12 protein-coding genes, 1 tRNA gene and 1 pseudogene are annotated in these 16,353 nt (G+C 52.4%); all 14 read left to right on the forward strand.

Features of this window, described 5'->3' with window-relative positions:
• Window positions 1-113: pseudogene (locus FE845_RS17980) on the forward strand (elongation factor Tu); the annotation flags it as partial.
• Between the two features lie 67 nt (window positions 114-180).
• Window positions 181-256, forward strand: a tRNA-Trp gene (locus FE845_RS17985).
• Between the two features lie 34 nt (window positions 257-290).
• Window positions 291-659: a preprotein translocase subunit SecE gene (gene secE / locus FE845_RS17990; protein ID WP_200367833.1), complete on the forward strand. Its 369-nt coding sequence runs from the start codon at window positions 291-293 to the stop codon at window positions 657-659.
• 12 nt (window positions 660-671) lie between these two features.
• Window positions 672-1,205, forward strand: a complete 534-nt coding sequence (gene nusG, locus FE845_RS17995) for a transcription termination/antitermination protein NusG (RefSeq protein WP_200367835.1) — start codon at window positions 672-674, stop codon at window positions 1,203-1,205.
• Window positions 1,206-1,306: 101 nt separating this feature from the next.
• Entirely contained in the window at window positions 1,307-1,738 is a 432-nt protein-coding gene (rplK, locus tag FE845_RS18000; protein ID WP_072799871.1) for a 50S ribosomal protein L11, read from the forward strand.
• Window position 1,739: 1 nt separating this feature from the next.
• Window positions 1,740-2,438: a 50S ribosomal protein L1 gene (gene rplA, locus FE845_RS18005; protein ID WP_200367837.1), complete on the forward strand. Its 699-nt coding sequence runs from the start codon at window positions 1,740-1,742 to the stop codon at window positions 2,436-2,438.
• 231 nt (window positions 2,439-2,669) lie between these two features.
• The gene (rplJ, locus tag FE845_RS18010) at window positions 2,670-3,200 is read left to right on the forward strand and encodes a 50S ribosomal protein L10 (RefSeq protein WP_200367839.1); all 531 of its coding nucleotides are present in this window, start codon (window positions 2,670-2,672) and stop codon (window positions 3,198-3,200) included.
• A gap of 39 nt (window positions 3,201-3,239) precedes the next feature.
• Window positions 3,240-3,617 carry a 50S ribosomal protein L7/L12 gene (gene rplL / locus FE845_RS18015; protein ID WP_200367841.1) on the forward strand — a complete coding sequence of 126 codons (378 nt, stop codon included), beginning with the start codon at window positions 3,240-3,242 and terminating at the stop codon, window positions 3,615-3,617.
• Window positions 3,618-3,858: 241 nt separating this feature from the next.
• A complete protein-coding gene (gene rpoB, locus FE845_RS18020; RefSeq protein ID WP_200367843.1) occupies window positions 3,859-7,935 on the forward strand; it encodes a DNA-directed RNA polymerase subunit beta in 4,077 nt (1,358 codons plus the stop codon).
• 76 nt (window positions 7,936-8,011) lie between these two features.
• Window positions 8,012-12,226 (forward strand): DNA-directed RNA polymerase subunit beta', encoded by a 4,215-nt coding sequence (rpoC, locus tag FE845_RS18025; RefSeq protein ID WP_200367845.1) that lies wholly within the window; start codon window positions 8,012-8,014, stop codon window positions 12,224-12,226.
• A 161-nt stretch (window positions 12,227-12,387) separates the two neighbouring features.
• Complete coding sequence (gene rpsL, locus FE845_RS18030; protein ID WP_106670730.1) at window positions 12,388-12,762, forward strand: 30S ribosomal protein S12; 375 nt, start codon at window positions 12,388-12,390, stop codon at window positions 12,760-12,762.
• Between the two features lie 114 nt (window positions 12,763-12,876).
• Window positions 12,877-13,347 carry a 30S ribosomal protein S7 gene (gene rpsG / locus FE845_RS18035; protein WP_200367856.1) on the forward strand — a complete coding sequence of 157 codons (471 nt, stop codon included), beginning with the start codon at window positions 12,877-12,879 and terminating at the stop codon, window positions 13,345-13,347.
• Between the two features lie 18 nt (window positions 13,348-13,365).
• On the forward strand, window positions 13,366-15,471 hold the full coding sequence (gene fusA / locus FE845_RS18040) for an elongation factor G (protein ID WP_200367858.1): 2,106 nt from the start codon (window positions 13,366-13,368) through the stop codon (window positions 15,469-15,471).
• A gap of 35 nt (window positions 15,472-15,506) precedes the next feature.
• On the forward strand, window positions 15,507-16,353 hold an 847-nt coding region (locus tag FE845_RS18045; protein WP_200367868.1), incomplete at its 3' end, for an elongation factor Tu.

Here is a 16,353-nt window from a genome sequence, read left to right on the forward strand (position 1 = left end):
AGATGGAAGTCACGCTGATTGCTCCGATCGCCATGGAAGATGGTCTGCGCTTCGCGATTCGCGAAGGTGGCCGTACCGTTGGTGCCGGCGTCGTCGCTAAGATCCTCGAGTAATACGCTCGATTTTCAGGCGCACCCTGTCGGTGCGCCTGTTAGAAAGTGCACTGAGTTGTTTCGGTGCAGGCCAGTAGCTCAATTGGCAGAGCAGCGGTCTCCAAAACCGCAGGTTGGGGGTTCGATTCCCTCCTGGCCTGCCATTTTTTTAACATCCGGATACATAAGTTGATTCCCATGGAGTCAAAAGCCGTTCAGTCAAACAGCCGTTTCGATGCAGTGAAGTGGTTGGTTGTGTTTGTGCTGATTGCCGTTGGTGTTGTTGGTAATCAATATTTCAGCGCCGAGTCTTTGTTGTATCGGGTTCTGGCTCTTGTTGCTCTGGCGATTGTTGCGGCCTTAGTGGCTTTGCAGACAGATCGCGGGCGACGGTTCGCGACTCTCCTTAAGGAGGCTCGTGTCGAGATCCGGAAGGTGGTATGGCCCACCAGGCCAGAACTGGTTCAGACCACGGTTATTGTTGTGGTTTTTGTACTGGTTGTGTCCCTATTGCTGTGGGGCATGGATTCGATAATCAGTTGGCTGGTCGCCGGATTCATAGGTTAACAGGAGTGGGCAATGGCTAAGCGCTGGTACGTGGTTCATGCGTATTCTGGCTATGAAAAGCACGTGATGCGCACTCTCATAGAGCGGATTGCGCTTGAAGGTATGGAAGACCAGTTTGGTGAAATTCTGGTTCCTACCGAAGAAGTTGTTGAGATGCGTGACGGGAAAAAGCGCAAGAGTGAGCGTAAGTTCTATCCTGGGTACGTGCTGGTTCAAATGGAGATGGACGATGGCACGTGGCATCTTGTAAAGAATACGCCGAGAGTTCTTGGCTTTATTGGTGGGACTAAGGATAAGCCAGCTCCCATCACAGAGCGTGAGGCTGAGGCGATCTTGCGCCGTGTTGAGAGTGGCGTGGATAAGCCCAAGCCCAAGACGTTGTTTGAGCCGGGTGAGGTTGTTCGCGTGATTGAAGGTCCGTTTGCGGATTTCAATGGCGTGGTTGAGGAAGTTGACTACGACAAGAGTCGTGTCAAAGTTGCTGTTTTGATCTTTGGTCGCTCAACTCCCGTAGAGTTGGAGTTTGGTCAGGTCGAGAAAGACTGAGCAGTAGCTTATAATCGGAAGGCTCGCGCGCTTTTGCGTTGCGGGCTTTTTGTGTCTGCAACGGGGAGCCGAAAGGCGCTTGAACCCATAGGAGTATTTTTATGGCTAAAAAGATAGAAGCATATATTAAGCTTCAGGTTGCTGCCGGTAAGGCCAACCCGAGCCCCCCTGTTGGTCCAGCATTGGGCCAGCGTGGCGTGAACATCATGGAGTTCTGTAAGGCGTTCAATGCCCAGACCCAAGACATGGAAGCCGGTCTGCCGATACCTACAGTGATTACCGTATATAGCGATCGTAGCTTTACGTTTATTACCAAAACGCCTCCTGCTCCGGTCCTTCTCAAGAAGGCTGCTGGTGTGAAGAGCGGCTCTGGGCGCCCGAATACTGAAAAGGTTGGTAAGGTGACTCGTGAGCAGCTCGAAGAAATCGCCAAGACCAAAGAGCCGGACCTGACTGCTGCCGATATGGACGCAGCGGTTCGTACCATTGCTGGAACAGCCCGCAGCATGGGCCTGACCGTGGAGGGCGTGTAACATGTCAAAGATGAGCAAGCGTCAGAAGCTTATTCGTGAAAAGGTTGACTCGACTCGTTCTTATTCGGTTGACGAGGCGGTATCGTTGCTGGTTGAGCTGGGTCAAAGCGTAAAGTTTAAAGAGTCCGTGGACGTTGCTATCAATCTTGGTGTTGATGCACGTAAATCGGATCAGGTAGTTCGTAGCAGCACCGTGTTGCCTCACGGTACGGGTAAGACCGTTCGTGTAGCAGTGTTTACTCAGGGTGCGAATGCCGAGAAGGCAACTGCTGCGGGAGCCGATATTGTCGGAATGGACGATCTCGCGGAAGAGGTCAAAAAGGGCAACATGGATTTCGACGTGGTTATTGCCACTCCAGACGCTATGCGTGTTGTTGGTCAGTTGGGTCAAATTCTTGGGCCCCGTGGCCTGATGCCCAACCCCAAAGTCGGTACTGTTACCCCTGACGTTGAGACAGCAGTCAAAAACGCCAAGGCGGGTCAGGTTCGCTACCGCACAGACAAAAACGGCATCATTCATTCGCCGTTGGGTAACGTTGAATTCTCTGCACAGAGCATTAAAGAAAACCTTGAGTCTCTTGTGGCAGATCTGAAAAAGGCCAAGCCGTCGTCTGCGAAAGGTGTGTATCTCAAAAAGATCACGCTGTCGTCGACCATGGGTCCTGGCCTGACTATCGATCAGAATGGTCTAGATATCTGATTTTTTGATCGATAGTTACTTTGTAGTCTAGGCGGAAGCCAAGGCTGTCAAAGACCGCAGGCCCCTGAAGTCTTCTGACTGAAAGGGTTAAAGCAACGCCTGCGCAGACGGTGTGAAGACGTTCTCTCTGAACCCAAACACCGTTAAGGCGCCTCAAGAAAGCAGTGTGATGCTTTCGGGGCAATGATGGGTTTGCCGGGAATACCCCCGGCGAAATCGAGGAGAAATCCAGTGGCAATTAGACTCGAAGACAAGAAAGCGATCGTCGCTGAAGTCAACGAGACTGCCGGTGGTGCTCTGTCTGTGGTTTTGGCTGACTACCGTGGTGTCACCTCTGGTGATATGACGGCTCTGCGTGCCAAAGCTCGTGCCGAGAATGTGCGTCTGAAGGTTGTTCGTAACAACCTGGCTAAGATTGCCATTCGCGGTACTGAGTTTGAGTGCATTGATGAGGTTCTGGTCGGCCCAACCATTTTGGCATTCTCTATGGAAGATCCGGGAGCGGCTGCGCGCCTGCTGAAGGATTTCGCTAAAGAGAAAGACGCATTCGAAATTAAAGGACTGGCAGTCGGCGGTGAGCTGATGGGCGCAGACCAAATCGATCGTCTAGCCAAGCTGCCGACACGTCACGAAGCGTTGACGATGCTGGCTGCGGTAACACAGGCACCAATCACCAAGCTGGCACGGACACTGAACGAAGTTCCTTCGAAAGTGACCCGCGCCGTTGCGGCAGTTCGAGACCAGAAGCAAGAAGCTGCTTGATTCTGTTGAACACCATATTTAATTTTTTGGGAGAAAGTCATGGCTCTGTCTAACGAAGACATTTTGAACGCGATTGCAGAAATGAGCGTAATGGACGTTGTTGCGCTAGTTGAAGCAATGGAAGAGAAGTTCGGCGTATCTGCCGCAGCTGCTGTTGCTGCTGCTCCTGCCGCTGCTGGTGGTGACGCGGGCGCTGCTGAAGAGCAGACCGAGTTTGATATTGTTCTGACCGGCGTTGGCGAGAAGAAGGTTAACGTTATCAAGGCTGTTCGTGAACTGACCGGCCTGGGTCTGAAAGAAGCTAAGGAACTGGTTGACGGCGCGCCTTCCACTATCAAGGAAGCTGCGAGCAAAGCAGACGCTGAAGAAGGCAAGAAGAAGCTTGAGGAAGCAGGCGCTTCTGTTGAGCTTAAGTAAGAGTCGGCTGTTGATCGAAACTGCGCGATAAGCGTAGACAGGCTGGTGGCTTTGTGCCACCGGCCTTTTTCTGTTGTATATGCTATAGAGTCTGGTGTTCGTTTGCGGGTTGCTTCAGATCTGTTATCGATTACCAGAGTCTTTGTTCAAGACGGCGCGATAAGCCGAGCAATTCGGCCCCGAAGCAGAACATTGGTTGCTTCTTGATACAAGGTATCAGGTCTAAAGCTGGGGAATGCAGATGACTTACTCCTACACTGAAAAAAAGCGGATCCGCAAAGATTTTAGTAAATTGCCTTCCGTGATGGATGTCCCCTATTTGCTGTCTATTCAGCTGGATTCATTCCGGGACTTCCTGCAAATGGAAGCCGCACCTGGAGATCGTCGGGAAACCGGTCTTCACGCAGCATTCAAATCCGTATTCCCGATTGCCAGCTATTCTGGCAATGCCGCGCTTGAATACGTGAGCTACCGCATTGGCGAGCCCGTATTCGATGTCAAGGAATGCCAGCTTAGGGGCGTAACGTATGCGGCGCCGCTGAGAGTTAAGGTTCGCCTTATCATTTATGATAGGGAATCGTCTAACAAGGCGATTAAGGACATCAAAGAACAGGAAGTCTACATGGGCGAAATGCCCCTGATGACCGAGAACGGTACCTTCGTTATCAACGGTACCGAGCGTGTAATTGTTTCCCAGCTCCACCGCTCTCCCGGTGTGTTCTTTGATCATGATAAAGGGAAAACCCACTCCTCCGGTAAGCTATTGTATTCGGCCAGGGTTATTCCTTACCGCGGGTCCTGGCTCGATTTCGAATTTGATCCGAAGGATTCCGTTTTCGTTCGGATTGACCGTCGACGCAAGTTGCCAGCGTCGATCCTCCTGCGGGCGCTCGGCTACACCTCCGAGCAAATGCTGGAGATGTTCTTTGATACGAGTAAGTTCAAGCTGGGCGCTGAAACTTGCAAGCTGGAGTTGGTCCCAAGCCGTCTTCGTGGCGATATCGCGACATTTGATATCAAAGACAACGAAGGCAAGCTGATCGTGGAAGAAGGGCGTCGAATCACCGCTCGCCATATCAAGCAGCTGGAAAAAGCAGGCATCAACGAGCTAGAGGTACCCACTGAGTATCTCTACGGCCGCGTTCTAGCCAAAGATATGGTGGACAAAGCCAGTGGTGAAGTGTTGGTTGAGTGCAACACTGAGCTGAGTGAAGAGGTTGTGAAAACAATTCTGGACGCTGGCGTAAAAGAGATCGAGACGCTTTATACCAACGATCTGGATTGCGGACCGTTTATGTCTGATACCCTGCGTATCGACCCGACACGCAGTCCGCTTGAGGCTCTGGTAGAAATCTACCGCATGATGCGCCCTGGCGAGCCCCCCACCAAAGATTCAGCAGAGAACCTGTTCAATAACCTGTTCTTCTCCGAAGAGCGTTATGATCTCTCTGCAGTCGGTCGCATGAAGCTTAATCGTCGCCTGCGCCGTGAAGAGAGTACCGGTGAAGGCACGCTTACCCACGAAGATATCATTGATGTTCTGAAAACGCTGATTGATATCCGTAACGGTCAGGGTAGCGTTGACGACATTGACAACCTTGGTAATCGTCGTGTTCGCTGCGTAGGTGAGATGGCTGAGAACCAGTTCCGTGTAGGTTTGGTGCGTGTTGAGCGAGCTGTGCGCGAGCGCCTGAGTCTCGCAGAGAGCGAAGGCTTGATGCCTCAGGATTTGATCAACGCCAAGCCGGTTGCGGCTGCGGTTAAAGAATTCTTTGGTTCCAGCCAACTGTCTCAGTTTATGGACCAGAACAATCCGCTGTCCGAAGTGACTCACAAGCGTCGTATTTCGGCGTTGGGGCCTGGTGGCCTGACACGTGAGCGCGCCGGTTTCGAGGTTCGCGACGTACACCCGACACACTATGGTCGTGTATGCCCGATTGAGACGCCAGAAGGTCCGAACATCGGCCTCATAAACTCGCTGGCTACCTATGCCCGTGCCAACTCTTACGGCTTCCTTGAGAGTCCGTATAGAAAGGTGGTCGACGGCTTGGTTACCGACGAGCTTGTGTATCTATCGGCTATTGAAGAAAGTAATTACGTTATCGCTCAGGCCAGTGCGGCCGTCGATGATGGCATGCGTTTGACGGATGAGTTGGTAACCGTGCGTCACCAGAACGAAACCACGGTTATGCCTCCTGAAAGCGTTAACTTCATGGATGTTTCGCCGCGTCAGGTTGTATCTGTTGCTGCTTCATTGATTCCGTTCCTTGAACACGACGACGCTAACCGGGCTCTCATGGGCGCGAACATGCAACGTCAAGCGGTACCAACGCTGCGCTCGCAGGTGCCTTTGGTGGGAACCGGTGTTGAGCGCACCGTTGCTCAGGACTCGGGTGTCTGCGTGACAGCTCGTCGTGGTGGTGTTATCGAGAGTGTCGATGCGGCCAGAATCGTTGTACGTGTTAACAACGAAGAAACCGAAGCCGGTGATGCTGGTGTGGATATTTATAACCTCACCAAGTACACCCGATCTAACCAGAACACCTGCATAAATCAGCGCTCCATCGTTCGTCAGGGTGATGAGATTGCCCGTGGTGACGTATTGGCGGATGGCCCATCGGTTGATCTTGGTGAGCTTGCCCTTGGTCAGAACATGCGCATCGCGTTTATGCCTTGGAACGGTTATAACTTTGAGGACTCCATCCTTATTTCCGAGAAAGTGGTGCAGGAAGATCGCCTTACCACTATCCACATTCAGGAACTAACCTGTGTGGCTCGCGATACTAAGTTGGGTAGCGAAGAAATCACCGCTGATATTCCGAACGTCGGTGAGAGCGCGCTGTCTAAGCTGGATGAGTCCGGCATTGTATACATTGGTGCTGAAGTAGGGCCTGGCGACATACTGGTAGGTAAGGTTACACCGAAAGGTGAAACCCAGCTGACTCCGGAGGAAAAGCTGCTGAGGGCTATCTTTGGTGAGAAAGCTTCTGACGTAAAAGATACCTCCTCCCGAGTGCCGACAGGCACCCGCGGTACTGTAATCGACGTTCAGGTATTTACCCGTGATGGTATCGAGAAGGATCAGCGCGCTCAGTCAATTGAAAAAGAGCAGCTGAACCAATATCGCAAGGACCTTAAAGATGAATACCGCATTGTTGAAGGAGCGACCTTCGAGCGTTTGCTGAATGCGTTGAAAGGTCAGCAAGTCATCAGTGGTCCTGGTCTGAAAAAAGGCGCAAGCCTTGATGAAGGTTACTTGGCTGAGTTGCCTCGTTCTGACTGGTTCAAGCTTCGCATGCAGGACGAGAGCCTGAATGAGTTGCTGGAGAAGTCTGAGCAGGGTCTGGAAGAGCGCACGAAAGAGCATGAAGCGCGCTTTGACGACAAAAAGGGCAAGCTTCAGCAGGGCGACGACCTTGCACCAGGTGTGCTAAAAATCGTTAAGGTTTACCTTGCTATCAAGCGCCGGATCCAGCCAGGCGACAAGATGGCGGGTCGTCACGGTAACAAGGGTGTTATCTCGGCGGTTAAGCCGATTGAAGATATGCCTTACGACGAGTTCGGCAATACCGTTGATATCGTTCTGAACCCCTTGGGTGTTCCATCGCGAATGAACGTTGGTCAGGTTCTTGAGACTCATCTGGGTGCCGCCGCCAAGGGCTTGGGCGAGCGCATCAGCAAAATGCTTGATGAGCAGCGCAAAGTGGCCGAACTGCGCAAACTTCTTGATGAGATCTATAACCACTCTGATGAAGTGTTCAAGGTGGACTTGGATTCCCTGAGCGATAAGGAAATCCTCGAGATGTGCCACAACCTGCGAGGTGGCGTTCCTATGGCCACGCCAGTGTTTGATGGTGCCAAGGAATCGGAAGTCAAGCATATGCTTGAGCTTGCAGGCCTGAGTACAACCGGCCAGACCAAGCTTTACGACGGCCGCACAGGGGACGCCTTCGATCGCCCGGTGACAGTAGGGTATATGTATATCCTCAAGCTCAACCACTTGATCGATGACAAGATGCACGCCCGTTCCACCGGTTCTTATAGCCTGGTTACCCAGCAGCCGCTGGGTGGTAAGGCGCAGTTCGGTGGTCAGCGTTTCGGTGAGATGGAAGTGTGGGCCCTCGAGGCTTACGGTGCAGCGTATACGTTGCAGGAAATGCTTACCGTTAAGTCTGATGACGTGAACGGTCGGACCAAGATGTACAAGAATATTGTCGATGGTGATCATCGCATGGAACCCGGCATGCCGGAATCCTTCAACGTTCTTGTCAAGGAGATCCGTTCGCTGGGTATCGACATCGAGCTGGAATCTGAGTGAGCCGAATTGTTTTTGGCAGCGTGAGCGGGTACCTGGTGTGCCCGCCCGAGATTAACGCCATCCGGAGCTTTTACTGATGAAAGATTTGCTGAATCTTCTCAAGAGCCAGAACCAAAGTAAGGAATTTGATGCAATCCGTATTGGGTTGGCATCACCGGACATGATCCGTTCCTGGTCCTTTGGTGAAGTAAAGAAGCCTGAGACCATCAACTACCGTACGTTCAAGCCTGAGCGCGACGGCCTTTTCTGTGCCAAGATTTTCGGCCCAATCAAGGATTACGAGTGTCTGTGCGGCAAGTACAAGCGCCTCAAGCATCGCGGTGTTATTTGCGAGAAGTGTGGCGTTGAAGTTGCATTGGCAAGTGTGCGTCGTGAACGCATGGGCCATATTGAATTGGCCAGCCCGGTCGCTCATATATGGTTCCTTAAGTCATTGCCATCCCGTATCGGTCTGATGCTGGATATGACCTTGCGTGATATTGAGCGAGTGCTTTACTTTGAATCGTTCATTGTGATCGATCCAGGTATGACCACGCTCGAGCGCGGGCAACTGCTCAATGATGAGCAGTACTACGAAGCTCTGGAAGAGTTTGGAGACGAGTTTGATGCCCGTATGGGTGCTGAAGCTGTCAAGGAGCTGCTTGAAGGCATTGACCTGCAAGAGCAAGTTGACCTGCTGCGGGAAGAAATTCCTCAGACCAACTCCGAAACTAAAATTAAAAAGTTCAGTAAGCGCCTGAAAATACTTGAGGCCTTCCTGTACTCCGGCAATAAGCCGGGCGACATGGTTATGACTGTTCTGCCGGTTCTTCCGCCAGATCTACGCCCACTGGTGCCATTGGATGGTGGTCGTTTTGCGACGTCCGACCTGAACGATCTGTACCGCCGCGTTATCAACCGGAATAACCGCCTCAAGCGTCTGCTTGAGTTGAACGCTCCGGATATCATCGTGCGCAACGAAAAGCGCATGCTGCAGGAAGCGGTAGATGCTCTGCTGGACAACGGCCGCCGCGGTCGCGCCATAACTGGCACGAACAAGCGCCCGCTCAAATCTCTTGCTGATATGATCAAGGGTAAGCAGGGTCGTTTCCGTCAGAACCTTCTCGGTAAGCGGGTCGACTATTCCGGCCGTTCCGTTATTGTTGTAGGTCCATACCTGCGCCTACATCAGTGTGGACTGCCGAAGAAAATGGCCCTTGAGCTGTTTAAGCCGTTCATTTTCTCAAAGCTTGAACACCGTGGTTTGGCCACGACCATCAAAGCTGCGAAGAAAATGGTCGAGCGTGAAGAAGGTGTGGTTTGGGATATTCTTGACGAAGTTATTCGTCAGCACCCGATCATGCTTAACCGCGCGCCGACACTGCACCGCTTGGGCATTCAGGCATTTGAGCCGGTATTGATCGAAGGTAAGGCAATCCAGCTGCACCCGTTGGTTTGTGCCGCCTATAACGCCGACTTCGATGGTGACCAGATGGCGGTACACGTACCGCTGACGCTGGAAGCCCAGTTGGAAGCCCGTGCGTTGATGATGTCTACCAACAACATTCTGTCGCCCGCAAACGGTGAGCCAATCATTGTGCCGTCTCAGGACGTTGTACTCGGGCTTTACTACATGACCCGGGAGCGTAAAAGTGCGCTTGGTGAGGGCATGGTGTTTGCGGACGTAAAAGAGGCTCATCGTGCTTACGGCGCCGGTCAGGTTGATCTGCAAGCCATCGTTAAAGTGCGCGTAAAAGAAGTTGCGATCCTTGAGAACGGTGAGCGTACTGAAGAGTACAAGATCGTGGACACCACGGTTGGTCGCGCCTTGTTGTTTGATATCGTTCCCGATGGCCTTTCCTACGATCTGGTTAATAAGCCAATGGTCAAGAAGGCAATCTCGAACCTTATCAACACTTGCTACCGCGACGCCGGGCTAAAAGAAACCGTTATTTTTGCAGATCAGCTCATGTATACGGGCTATCAGTATGCCACGGTTTCCGGTATCTCGATCGGCTTCAACGACTTTGAAATCCCGCCAGAGAAGTACGAGCTCGTGGATGCGGCTTCGCAAGAAGTAAAGGATATCGAAACTCAGTACGCGTCAGGTCTTTTGACTCAGGGCGAGAAGTACAACAAGGTTATCGATATTTGGTCACGCGCTAATGACAAGGTCTCCAAGGCCATGATGCAGCGTTTGGCTAAAGAGAAAGTGATAGGGCCCGATGGAAAGCCTGTTAAGGGTGAAGACGGCGAAGACCTGATGCAAGAGTCCTTCAACTCCGTCTACATGATGGCGGACTCGGGCGCACGGGGCTCCGCTGCCCAGATTCGTCAGCTGGCCGGTATGCGTGGCCTGATGGCGAAGCCCGATGGTTCAATCATCGAAACGCCGATCACCGCGAACTTCCGAGAAGGCCTGAACGTACTTCAGTACTTTATCTCGACCCACGGTGCCCGTAAGGGTCTGGCAGACACCGCACTGAAGACCGCTAACTCCGGTTATTTGACGCGGCGTCTGGTGGATGTATCTCAGGATTTGGTTGTTACCGAAGTGGATTGCGGAACCGAAGAAGGTCTGCTCATGACACCGCACATCGAAGGCGGTGACGTGGTCGTACCTTTGGGTGACCGTGTTCTAGGTCGAGTGACGGCCCGTGATACCTTTACGCCTACGGATAAAGATAACGCGGTTGTTGCAGCGGGCACGCTGCTGGATGAAAAAACAATCGAAGAGCTCGAAGGTGCTGGTGTGGACGAGGTGTGGGTTCGCTCAGCGATCACCTGTGAAACTCGCCACGGTATCTGTTCTAAGTGCTACGGTCGTGATTTGGCCCGTGGTCACCGAGTTAATGTCGGGGAAGCGGTAGGTGTTATTGCTGCGCAGTCTATCGGTGAGCCGGGCACTCAGTTGACGATGCGGACCTTCCACATTGGTGGTGCTGCAAGTCGTGCTTCTGCCGTAGACAATGTTCAGGTGAAGCACGGTGGTACTGTACGTCTGCACAACCTTAAGTCGCTTGAGAAGAGTGATGGCTCTCTAGTTGTTATCTCTCGTTCTTCTGCATTGGCTATTGCCGATGATCAGGGTCGTGAGAGGGAGTGGTATAAGCTTCCATACGGCGCGGTCCTGTCGGTTAAGAATGGCGATGTGGTTGAGGCTGGTGTTGTGGTTGCCAAGTGGGATCCACACACTCACCCTATCATCGCGGAAGCGGAAGGCACGGCGAAGTTTGTCAACATGGATCAGGGTATTACTGTGCGTACCCAAACCGACGAACTCACTGGTTTGTCGACCATGGAGATCATCGATCCGAAGGAACGTCCGGCGGCCGGTAAGGATATTCGCCCCGCAATCCAGATGGTTGATGAGTCAGGAAACGACGTTGATCTTCCGGGTGGTGGCGCGGCAATTTTCTTCATGCCAGCGAATGCTCTGGTAACCATGGCGAACGGCGCACGTATCGAGCTGGGCGATGTGGTTGCACGTATTCCACAGGCGAGCTCGAAAACACGAGACATTACCGGTGGTTTGCCACGGGTTGCCGATCTGTTTGAAGCCCGTCGGCCGAAAGAGTCGTCCATTCTTGCTGAAATCAGCGGCATGGTGTCCTTCGGTAAGGAAACCAAAGGCAAGAAGCGTCTGGTTATTACGCCCAAGGATGCAGATCCTTATGAGGTTCTGATTCCCAAGCATCGCCAAATGAACGTGTTCGAAGGCGAAACTGTTGAGAAGGGCGAAGTAATCTCTGACGGTCCATCCAATCCGCACGATATTTTGCGCCTGTTGGGTGTAGTGGAGTTGGCGAAGTACATCACCAACGAAATTCAGGATGTTTATCGCCTTCAGGGTGTTGTCATAAACGACAAACACATTGAGGTTATCGTCCGTCAGATGTTGCGCAAGGTTGAAGTAACCGATCCCGGTGATACGGAATTGTTGTCGGGCGATCAGCTTGAGATTACCAAGTTGTTGGAAGAGAACGAAAAAGCTCTTGCTGCGGATAAAGAACCCGCAAGGTTTGAGCGCTTGTTGCTGGGTATCACTAAAGCATCCTTGGCAACTGAGTCGTTCATCTCGGCAGCTTCGTTCCAGGAGACCACTCGGGTGCTTACCGAGGGTGCGGTTACCGGAAAGCGCGATTACTTGCGCGGCCTGAAAGAAAACGTAGTGGTGGGCCGTCTGATTCCAGCGGGAACGGGCTTGGCTTATCATGCGGAGCGTCGACGTAAACGCGAGCTGGAAGAGCAGGGCGTGACAGCGGCCGATGTTGAAGAAGCTCTGAGCGCAGAACTCAACCGCGGAGGTTGAGTCCGGTGCACCACCTCCGTGTAGTTACTTACTCGGAGGTGGTTAAAAAGAGAACAGTCATCTTGACTGTGCGGGGTCGCGGGCTTAAACTTGCGACCCTTAATTTTACCCCCTTCATTGGGGGTAAGTTTCATTGATATGGTTTTTTGGAGTTTGCTTACATGGCAACGATTAATCAGTTGGTGCGTAAGCCTCGTAAGCGCAAGGCAGCCAAGAGCGATGTTCCTGCTCTTCAAGCTTGTCCTCAGCGCCGTGGTGTATGTACTCGTGTGTATACCACAACGCCGAAGAAGCCGAACTCAGCATTGCGTAAAGTGTGCCGTGTTCGTCTGACCAACGGCTTCGAGGTTTCCTCGTACATTGGTGGTGAAGGCCATAACCTTCAGGAGCATAGTGTTGTGCTGATCCGTGGCGGTCGAGTTAAAGACCTTCCGGGTGTGCGCTACCACACTGTTCGCGGAACTCTGGATACCCAAGGTGTGCAGAACCGTAAGCAGGGTCGTTCCAAATACGGTGCTAAACGACCTAAGTCGTAATGTGCCGAAAGAGTGTCTTTTATCGTTGCTTGTCAGAACGGTAAGAGTAAGGCTGAGTAGCCGCCGGCTATCTCAGGGGTTCCTGAAGACCTTTAATTATATAAGGGCTTATCGATGCCTAGAAGAAGAGTTGCAGCTAAGCGGGAGATTATCCCGGATCCGAAATTCGGTAGTGCGCGTCTTGCCAAGTTCATCAACCACGTGATGGAAAGCGGTAAGAAAGCGGTTGCAGAGCGTATTGTATACGGCGCTTTGACAATTGTTGCCGAGAAGTCAAAAGACGAGCCAATCGAGATGTTCGAGAAGGCCCTGGAAAACATCCAGCCGATGGTTGAGGTTAAGTCCCGTCGCGTAGGTGGTGCTACCTACCAGGTTCCCGTAGAAGTACGGCCTTCCCGTCAGAATGCGCTGGCAATGCGCTGGCTCGTAGAATTTTCACGGAAGCGTGGCGAGAAATCCATGGCGCAGCGTCTGGCTGGTGAAATTCTTGATGCCGCTGACAGCAAAGGTGCCGCTGTTAAGAAGCGTGAAGACGTACACCGCATGGCAGAAGCTAACAAAGCCTTCTCTCACTTCCGTTTCTAAACAGCCGAGGTTTATACAGTGGCACGCAAAACTCCGATTAAACGTTACAGAAACATTGGTATCTGTGCGCACGTTGATGCGGGCAAAACCACAACGACCGAGCGTATTCTTTATTACACCGGTCGTAGCCATAAAATGGGCGAGACCCATGATGGCGCGTCCACCACTGACTGGATGGAGCAAGAGCAGGAGCGTGGTATTACCATCACTTCTGCTGCTGTAACTACGTTCTGGCAGGGTATGGATAAGCAGTTCGACGAGCACCGTATCAACATAATTGATACTCCGGGCCACGTTGACTTTACAATTGAAGTTGAGCGCTCGCTGCGGGTTCTTGATGGGGCCGTTGTAGTATTTTGCGGTTCATCTGGTGTTGAGCCGCAGTCTGAAACCGTATGGCGTCAGGCCAACAAGTACGAAGTGCCTCGCATGGTGTTCGTCAACAAGATGGACCGTGCAGGTGCGGACTTCCTGCGTGTAGTTCAGCAGATTAAGACGCGCCTTGGTGCCACACCGGTTGCGCTGCAGTTGCCCATTGGGTCGGAAGATCAGTTCGCTGGCGTTGTTGATCTTCTTCGCGGCAAAGCAATCTACTGGAGCGATGACGATCTAGGTATGACCTACCGTGAGGACGAAGTTCCTGCGGATATGGTTGACGAGGTTGCCAAGTATCGTGAAGCGTTGGTCGAGGCTGCTGCGGAAGCCAACGAAGAGTACATGGAAAAGTATCTCGAAGGTGGTGAGCTTTCTCTTGAAGAGATTAAGGCGGGCTTGCGCGCGCGTACTCTTGCCAACGAGATTGTCTTGGCTTGCTGTGGGTCGGCGTTCAAGAACAAGGGCGTACCTGCAGTGCTAGACGCCGTTATTGAATACCTGCCTGCTCCGGATGAAGTTAAGGCTATTCGCGGTGAAGTCGATGAGGATGGAAAGGAAGAAACTCGTCCGGTTGATGACGATGCTCCGTTCGCAGCTTTGGCGTTTAAGATAGCAACAGACCCATTCGTTGGTTCTTTGACCTTCTTCCGTGTTTACTCCGGCAAGCTAGAATCCGGTAGTTCGGTGTTCAACTCTGTAAAGGGTAAGAAAGAGCGTGTGGGCCGTATGGTTCAAATGCACGCTAACGACCGGGAAGAAATCAAAGAGGTTTTGGCCGGCGATATCGCAGCGGCGATCGGCCTTAAAAACGTCACCACGGGTGATACTCTGTGCGACGAAAATCACAAGATTATTCTTGAGCGTATGGAGTTCCCTGAGCCGGTTATTTCGGTTGCAGTTGAGCCCAAGTCGAAGGCGGATCAGGAAAAGATGGGTGTGGCTCTGGGCAAGTTGGCTCAGGAAGATCCATCATTCCGTGTGCGCACCGATGAAGAAACCGGCCAGACCATTATTTCTGGTATGGGTGAGCTTCACCTCGATATCCTCGTAGACCGTATGCGTCGTGAGTTTAAGGTTGAGGCAAATATCGGTAAGCCGCAAGTGGCTTATCGTGAGTGTATCCGCAAGTCTGTGGATGTAGAAGGTAAGTTTGTTCGTCAGTCGGGTGGTCGTGGTCAGTATGGACACGTTAAGGTCCGAATTGATCCGCTGCCTTTGGATGTAGAAGATGGCGAGAACTTCATCTTTGTCAATGAAATCGTTGGTGGTGCAGTTCCCAAGGAATACATACCAGCGGTTCAGCAGGGTATCTCGGAGCAGATGCAAAACGGCTGTCTGGCCGGCTATCCGCTGCTGGGTATCAAGGCAACCTTGTACGATGGTTCATACCACGACGTAGACTCCAACGAGATGGCGTTTAAGGTCGCGGGGTCCATGGCAATGAAGAAGGGTGCATTGGAAGCGAATCCTGCACTGCTTGAGCCAATGATGAAAGTCGAGGTTGTAACGCCTGAAGACTATATGGGTGACGTGGTCGGTGATTTGAACCGCCGTCGTGGCCTGATTCAGGGTATGGACGACGGCGTCGCGGGCAAGATTGTACGCGCTGAGGTTCCGTTGTCGGAAATGTTCGGTTATGCGACGGACTTGCGCTCTGCCACTCAGGGTCGTGCGTCTTACGCAATGGAGTTTTCGCGGTACGCGGAAGCGCCAAACAATATTGCCGAAGCAATCATTAATAAGGGTTGATACCCAGGACTTAAGAAACAGGAAGAGGTGTAACTGTGTCTAAATCTAAATTTGAGCGTCTTAAGCCACACCTGAACGTGGGCACCATTGGTCACGTAGACCATGGTAAAACGACTCTGACCGCTGCTCTGACTCGTGTGTGTCACGAAGTTTGGGGTACGGGTTCTGCGAGTGCATTCGATCAGATCGATAACGCACCGGAAGAGCGTGCGCGTGGTATCACCATCGCGACCTCCCACGTTGAGTACGATTCTCCAACCCGTCACTACGCACACGTAGACTGCCCGGGCCACGCTGACTATGTTAAGAACATGATCACTGGTGCGGCCCAGATGGACGGTGCGATTCTGGTTTGCTCGGCAGCTGACGGCCCAATGCCGCAGACGCGTGAGCACATCCTGCTGTCCCGTCAGGTAGGCGTTCCTTACATCGTTGTGTTCCTGAACAAAGCGGACATGGTTGACGACGAAGAGCTGCTTGAGCTGGTAGAGATGGAAGTTCGCGAACTGTTGAGCGCGTACGACTTCCCGGGTGACGATACGCCAATCATCACCGGCTCTGCGTTGATGGCTCTGCAGGGTAAAGACGACAACGAAATGGGTACTACCGCTGTTAAGAAGCTGGTAGAGGCTCTGGACGACTACATCCCTGAGCCTGAGCGTGCAATCGATCTGCCGTTCCTGCTGCCGATTGAGGATGTGTTCTCTATCTCTGGTCGTGGTACGGTTGTAACCGGTCGAGTAGAGCGCGGTATCGTTAAAGTGGGTGAAGAAGTTGAGATTGTTGGTATCAAGGATACCGTCAAGACTGTCTGCACCGGTGTTGAAATGTTCCGTAAGCTTCTGGACGAAGGTCGTGCAGGCGAGAACGTAGGTGTATTGC

Source organism: Marinobacter sp. 1-4A (assembly GCF_016597725.1).
Lineage (GTDB): Bacteria > Pseudomonadota > Gammaproteobacteria > Pseudomonadales > Oleiphilaceae > Marinobacter.